This window comes from Acidovorax sp. KNOB132 (assembly GCF_057541515.1).
Genome location: NZ_BAAJYT010000212.1, coordinates 1 through 6,108 on the forward strand (window position 1 = coordinate 1; position 6,108 = coordinate 6,108).

8 protein-coding genes are annotated in these 6,108 nt (G+C 71.4%); 5 read left to right on the top strand and 3 right to left on the bottom strand.

What is annotated here, in order from left to right:
- The 4 genes from AC27IO_RS19030 to AC27IO_RS19045 all read left to right on the top strand — a co-directional run.
- Positions 1-458 (top strand): radical SAM family protein (locus tag AC27IO_RS19030; RefSeq protein ID WP_498740207.1); only part of this gene is annotated, 458 nt, incomplete at its 5' end.
- A 209-nt stretch (positions 459-667) separates the two neighbouring features.
- Positions 668-1,366 (top strand): HAD-IA family hydrolase, encoded by a 699-nt coding sequence (locus tag AC27IO_RS19035; RefSeq protein WP_498740209.1) that lies wholly within the window; start codon positions 668-670, stop codon positions 1,364-1,366.
- A complete protein-coding gene (locus AC27IO_RS19040; RefSeq protein ID WP_498740210.1) occupies positions 1,363-2,583 on the top strand; it encodes a M20 aminoacylase family protein in 1,221 nt (406 codons plus the stop codon). The genes AC27IO_RS19035 and AC27IO_RS19040 overlap by 4 nt, the downstream gene beginning before the upstream one ends.
- Before the next feature lie 80 nt (positions 2,584-2,663).
- Positions 2,664-3,017 carry a cupin domain-containing protein gene (locus AC27IO_RS19045; RefSeq protein WP_317355857.1) on the top strand — a complete coding sequence of 118 codons (354 nt, stop codon included), beginning with the start codon at positions 2,664-2,666 and terminating at the stop codon, positions 3,015-3,017.
- Between the two features lie 21 nt (positions 3,018-3,038).
- On the opposite strand, the gene AC27IO_RS19050 is transcribed toward AC27IO_RS19045, so the two are convergent.
- Positions 3,039-3,473 carry a RidA family protein gene (locus tag AC27IO_RS19050; RefSeq protein ID WP_487115567.1) on the bottom strand — a complete coding sequence of 145 codons (435 nt, stop codon included), beginning with the start codon at positions 3,471-3,473 and terminating at the stop codon, positions 3,039-3,041.
- A 149-nt stretch (positions 3,474-3,622) separates the two neighbouring features.
- Between AC27IO_RS19050 and AC27IO_RS19055 the strand changes: the two genes are divergently transcribed.
- On the top strand, positions 3,623-4,549 hold the full coding sequence (locus AC27IO_RS19055; RefSeq protein ID WP_498740213.1) for a LysR family transcriptional regulator: 927 nt from the start codon (positions 3,623-3,625) through the stop codon (positions 4,547-4,549).
- A gap of 10 nt (positions 4,550-4,559) precedes the next feature.
- Here AC27IO_RS19055 and AC27IO_RS19060 read toward each other — a convergent pair whose 3' ends face one another.
- Together AC27IO_RS19060 and AC27IO_RS19065 are read right to left on the bottom strand one after the other, a co-directional pair.
- Positions 4,560-5,732, bottom strand: coding sequence for an NAD(P)/FAD-dependent oxidoreductase (locus AC27IO_RS19060; protein WP_498740215.1), 1,173 nt, complete (start codon positions 5,730-5,732; stop codon positions 4,560-4,562).
- Positions 5,729-6,108: (2Fe-2S)-binding protein (locus AC27IO_RS19065; protein ID WP_498740216.1), on the bottom strand; the 380-nt coding region annotated here is incomplete at its 5' end. The genes AC27IO_RS19060 and AC27IO_RS19065, both read right to left, overlap by 4 nt.

The following is a 6,108-nucleotide window of genomic DNA, read 5'->3' on the forward strand; positions in this document are numbered from 1 at the left end:
GGCGCCTGCGCACCATCCGCGCGCTGGCCGAGGCCGGCGTGCCCGTGGGCGTGAGCGTGGCGCCGCAGATCCCGTTCATCACCGAAGACATGGAACAGGTGCTGGAGGCCGCGCGCGATGCCGGCGCCACGACCGCCTTCTACACCGTGGTGCGCCTGCCCTGGGAGGTGGCGCCGCTCATGCGCGAGTGGCTGGCGCTGCACTACCCGCAGCGCGCGGCGCGCGTGATGGCCCGCATCCAGGACCTGCACGGCCTGAGCGCCGAGGCCCGCGCGGCGGGCAAGAGCTACCAGAGCGACTTCGCCACGCGCATGAAGGGCACGGGGCTGTGGGCCGACCTGGTGCGCCAGCGGTTCGCCACCGCGTGCCGGCGCCTGGGCCTGAACCGCCAGCGCGTGGAGCTGGACCTGTCGCAGTACCGGCCCGGGCTGGCGCGGGGGCAGGGCAGCCTGTTCTGACGCCGCGAAGGACGGCGCGGCCGGGGGGGGGGCTGCAAACAATCTTTCGCAATGCGCCGGACAACGCAACTTGCTGCTGTCGCCGGCCCCCGCTTCAGTGCCACGCGGGGCGGCCGCGGTTCTAAGCTCGGCCGTGAATGTTCTGTGGCCGCTGCCGTTTCCTGCGGTGGCCGGCTTTCCGCCGTTTCCTGCTGTCTGGAGTGCGACCCATGGCCTTGCGTGATTTCAAAGTGCTGACCTTCGACGTGGTCGGCACCCTCATCGATTTCGAGGGCGGCATGCTCGCCTATCTGCGCCGGGCCGTGCCCGGCAGCCCCGTGACCGACGAGGCGTTCCTCGCGGCCTACCGAGCCGCCCGCAAGAGCGGCGACACCTGGGCCTATCCCGACGACCTGGAGCGCTGCTGGCATGCGATCGCGCCGTCGCTGGGCCTGCCCGACAGCGAGGCGCTGGCGCGCGGCTTGCGCGACTCGGTGGCCGACTGGCCGGCGTTCCCCGACTCGGTGCAGGCGCTGCAGCGCCTGCGCGGGCATTTCAAGCTCGTGACGATGACCAACGCCCAGGCGTGGGCGCTGGAGCACTTCCAGAAAGCCCTGGGCTCGCCCTTCGACCTGCTGCTCAGCTGCGACGACGCGATGTGCGAGAAGCCCGACGCGCGCTACTTCGCCTATGCCCGCGGCCGCTACGAGGGCGCCTGGGGCTACCGGCAGGCCGACAACCTGCACGTGGCGCAGAGCCAGTACCACGACATCGGCATCTCCAAGCGGCTGGGCATCACCACCTGCTGGATCGAACGGCGGCACGGCATGAAGGACTCGGGTGGCACCATCGAGTCCGAGCACACCGTGCCGGACTACCACTTCCACACGCTGGCCCAGCTGGCCGACGCGGTGGAGGCGGGGCAATGAGCCTGGACGGCCACGAGCGCTTGCCCGCCCTGGAGGGCCTGGAGCGCATCGCCCGGCCGGTGGCCGACCTGCTGCCCGAGCTCATTGCCCTGCGGCGCGACCTGCATGCGCACCCCGAGCTGGCCTTTCAGGAGCGGCGCACGGCCGGCATCGTGGCGCAGTCGCTGCGGCTGCTCGGCCTGGAGGTGCACGAAGGCATCGGCGGCACGGGCGTGGTCGGCACGCTGCGCTGCGGCAGCGGGCCCCGCAGCGTGGGCCTGCGCGCCGACATGGATGCGCTGCCCATGGTGGAACTGGGCACGGCCGCCCATGCCAGCCGCCACCCGGGCGCACACCACGGCTGCGGGCACGACGGCCACACCAGCATGCTGATCGGCGCGGCGCGCCAGCTGGCGCGCACGCGCGGGTGGGGCGGCACCGTGCACTTCATCTTCCAGCCCGCCGAGGAAGGCCAGGGCGGCGCGCGCAAGATGATCGAGGACGGCCTGTTCGAGCGCTTTCCGTGCGACAGCGTCTACGCGCTGCACAACTGGCCCGACCTGCCGCTGGGCCACGCCCAGACCCGGCCCGGGCCCATCATGGCCGCGGCCGACCGCTTCGACATCGCCGTGCGCGGGCGCGGCGGCCATGCCGCGCAGCCGCACCACACACCCGATGCCATCCTGGCCGCGAGCCAGCTGGTGGCCCAGCTCAACACCATCGTGGCGCGCCGCATCGACCCCGGCGAGTCGGCCGTGCTGTCGGTCACTCGCATCGAGGGCGGGCAAAGCCACAACGTGCTGCCGGCCGAGGTGCAGATCACCGGCACGGTGCGCAGCTTCGACGCCGCATCGCAAGACCGCATCGAGGCCGCGCTGCGCGCCATCGCCGAGGGCATTGCCCTGGCCAGCGGCACGCAGGTGGAGGTGACCTACCTGCGCTACTACCCCGCGACGGTGAACACCCCGGCCGAGGCGGATCTGGCACTGCAGGCCGCACGCGCCATCGGCCTGCAGCCCGGCGTGGCACCGCGCGCCGCCTTCACCTCGGAAGACTTCGCCTTCATGCTGCAGCGCCGCCCGGGCGCCTACCTGTGGCTCGGCCAGGGCCGCGCCGAGCCCGGGCCCGACGGCGAGCGCGCGCTGCACCATCCGTGCTACGACTTCAACGACGACGCGCTGCCGCTGGGCGTGCGCTGGTTCTGCGAGGTGGCGGCGCGCGCCCTGGCGCCCACCTGATGCGGGCTTGAAGCCTGGCATCGCCCCGGCGCCGCACTTTGATTCCTTCCATCCACTTCATCGACCCAAGGGACCATCCCATGAGCATCACCGTGCTGCGCCAGTCCGCCACCCTCGGCGGCTTCGAACACCAGGGCACGCCCGCCCGTCCGCTGACCCTGCCGCCGTGCGAGTTCAGCGGCATCGACGTCGATCTGCAGGGCGCCGGCGAGAACCGCTCGGGCCTGTGGGAATGCACGCCCGGCCGCTTCGAGCGCCAGTTGGCCCATGCCGAGGTCATGCACATCCTGGCCGGGGCCTGCACCTTCACGCCCACGGGCGGCGAGCCGCAATCCATTCGAGCCGGAGACACGCTGTTCTTCCCGTCGAACACGACGGGCGAGTGGCATGTGACGCAAACGCTGCGCAAGGTGTTCGTGGTGCTGGCGGCGTAAAGCCTCCATCGGCGCCTGTGTTCAGGGGCGTGCAGGTCCGTCGCCGCTCGGCGCGGGCAGCTTCGCGATCACCTTGATCTCGAACTGGAAGCCGTAGAGCCAGGTCACGCCCACGCCGGTCAGCGTGGGGTGGGGCGCGTTGCCCCAGTACTCCGGCACGATGGCCCACACCGTCTCGAACGTCGATTCGGGATCGACGAGGAAGACCGTGACATCGACCACGTCGTCGAAGGTGCAGCCGGCCGCTTGCAGGATGGCGTTCAGGTGGTCGAACGCCAGCCGCACCTGCGCAGGCAGGTCGGGCTCGGGCGATCCATCCTCGCGGCTGCCGACCTGGCCCGACACGAACAGAAAGCCGTTGGAGCGGACCGCTGGCGAATAGCGGTTGCGGTCGTAGAGCGCGCGGCGCCCGGCGGGGAAGACGACGTCGCGTTGGGGCGTGCTGGTGGAGTTCATCAAAGGTTCATCGGGGCGAAGCCGCCCGGTGGTTGGCGATGCAGGCACTGTAGGCAGCGGCGTGCGTGGGATAAAGGGCCCAGTCCACCCATCACTGTTTGTAGACTCCAAACAATCCCTCCGCCACCGCCACCGAAAGCACAGCGCCCATGGACCGTTTCGATGCAATGCAGGCCTTCGCCCGCGTGGTGGAGGCCGGCAGCTTCACCAAGGCGGCCGAGACCCTGCACATGAGCAAGACCACCGTGACCCAGCTCGTCCAGCAGCTGGAGGCGCGGCTGCGCGTGAAGCTGCTGAACCGCACGACCCGCAAGGTCAACGTCACGGCCGACGGCGCGGCCTATTACGAACGCGTGGTGCGCCTGCTGGCCGACATGGACGATGCCGAGGGCAGCCTGTCCAGCGCCTCCGCGCTGCCCCGGGGCCGCCTGCGGGTGGACGTGCCCAGCCCGCTGGCCCGCGCCATCCTGGTGCCGGCGCTCCCGGCCTTCCACACCCGGTACCCGGACATCCAGATCGACATGGGCGTGAGCGACCGCATCGTGGACCTGATCGGCGAGAACGTGGACTGCGTGGTGCGCGGGGGCGAGCCCACCGATCCGTCCCTGGTCGCGCGGCGCGTGGGCGACCTGCAACTGGGCGTGTATGCCGCGCCCGGCTACCTTGAGCGCGCGGGCACGCCGCTGCACCCGAACGAGCTGGAGAACTCGCACCACCGCACGGTGGGCTTTCTGTGGGCGCGCACCGGCAAGGCCTTGCCGTATGCCATGCACCGCGAGGGCGAACGCCTGGCCGTGCGGGGCCGCCATGTGTTCTCGGTGGACGACGGCAACGCGTACCTGGCGGCCGGCGTGGCGGGCCTGGGCGTGCTGTGGCTGCCGGACTACCTGGCGCGCGAGCCCCTGGAGCGGGGCGAACTGGTGCGGCTGTTCCAGGACTGGCGCCTGGACCCGATGCCGCTGTACATCGCGTATGCGCCGCACCGGCACGTCAGCCCGCGGCTGCGCGTGTTCATCGAGTGGGTGGCCGGACTCATGGAGCGGCATGCACCCCTGGCCGGCCGGCCACGGGCGTGACGCGGGCCTGTCAGGCCGCCTGCTGCGCCGGCTGCGATGCCGCGAACCGGCCGATGAAATAGGGCGCCAGCGGAATCGACGTCTGGCCCGTGGCGATCAGTTCGGCCATGGTCTCGCCCACGCCGGGGCTGACGGCGAAGCCCTCGCCGTTGAAGCCGAAGGCGTAGTGCAGTCCCGCCACCTTGGCGCTCGGCCCCATCACCGGTTGCCAGTCGGGGGTGTAGCCCTCGATGCCGCTCCACACGCGGATCAGCTGCACGTGCTCGAACGCCGGCACGAAGCGGCGCAGCTCGCGCAGCTGGCGCAGCACGTTGTCAGGCTTCACGTAGGCGCGGGTGCGGTCGGCATGCGCGGGCCCTTTCAGGCCGCCGCCGAAGACGATGTTGCCGCGCGCAATCTGCCGAAAGTACAGGCCCTCGGTCTCGATGGGGGACGACAGGCCGATGGACGGCCCGAGCGCGTAGGGCAGGGGCTCGGTCACGCCCATCTGCGGGCCTCGGGCCTCCATCGGCACGGGCTCGCCGAATTGCTCGGCCATGCGGTTGGACCAGGCTCCGCAGGCCACCAGCATCTGCGGGGCGCGAAAGCGCCGGCCATCGGCCGTGTGGGCGACGAAGCCGTTGGCGTCGCGCTCCACCTGCATCACCTCGGCATGCTCGACGATGTTCGCGCCCGCACGCCGCGCCGCGCGGGCAAACGCCGGGCCGGCCAGGCGGGGGTTGGCGTGGCCGTCCTGGGGCGAGTAGGACCCCGCCACCACGCCGGGCGCGAAGATGCCCCAGCGCTGGCGCAACTGCTCGGCGGTGAACAGCTGCAGGTCCAGCCCCAGGGGCTTGACGTCGTGCGCGTGCTTTTCGAGCACCGCGGCCTGCTTTTCGGTGTAGCACACGCGCAGGTGGCCATAGGGCACGAACTCGGCGTCTTCGCCCAGCAACGACCGGATGCGGCCCCACACGGCGCGCGCGCGGTTGGCCAGCGGCATCTGGTGCAGCTCGCGCCCCTGGCGGCGCACGTTGCCGAAATTGGTGCCGCTGGCCTGTCGGCCCACCAGTTCGCGCTCCAGCAGCGTGACGGACAGGCCGTGCTGGCGCAGGAAGAAGGCCGTGGTGGTGCCCATCAGGCCACCGCCCAGCACCAGCACGTCGGTGTCGTGCGCCGTGGCGTTCTGGCTGCCGTGGTTCATGCCTGCACCTCGCGCGTGTTCATCATCAAAGGCTTGACCGGTGCCTGCGACCGCAGGCGACCCACCTGTTCCACGGGAACGTGGCAGGCGCTCGCGACGATCTCCGCCGCGGCATGGCCGCAAAAGCGCCCCTGGCAGCGCCCCATGCCGACGCGGCTGAAGGCCTTGGCGCGGTTCACTTCCTGGCTGTCCATCTCGGTCACGCAGCGGCGCAGTTCGCCCGCGGTGACGGCTTCGCAGCGGCACACCACCGCCGCATCGGGCAGCGCCGCGGCCTGCGCATGCGGCCAGGGAAAGGCCCGCGCCAGCCCCTGGCGAAAGCGGTCCATCCGGCCCAGCGTGCGGCGCAGCGCGGGCGCCTCCTGGCCGTAGCGGG

Coding starts and splice junctions, on each gene's coding strand:
- AC27IO_RS19050 (WP_487115567.1), bottom strand. CDS start 3,473: ATGAACTCCACCAGCACGCCCCAACGCGACGTCGTCTTCCCCGCCGGG.
- AC27IO_RS19045 (WP_317355857.1), top strand. CDS start 2,664: ATGAGCATCACCGTGCTGCGCCAGTCCGCCACCCTCGGCGGCTTCGAA.
- AC27IO_RS19055 (WP_498740213.1), top strand. CDS start 3,623: ATGGACCGTTTCGATGCAATGCAGGCCTTCGCCCGCGTGGTGGAGGCC.
- AC27IO_RS19060 (WP_498740215.1), bottom strand. CDS start 5,732: ATGAACCACGGCAGCCAGAACGCCACGGCGCACGACACCGACGTGCTG.
- AC27IO_RS19040 (WP_498740210.1), top strand. CDS start 1,363: ATGAGCCTGGACGGCCACGAGCGCTTGCCCGCCCTGGAGGGCCTGGAG.
- AC27IO_RS19035 (WP_498740209.1), top strand. CDS start 668: ATGGCCTTGCGTGATTTCAAAGTGCTGACCTTCGACGTGGTCGGCACC.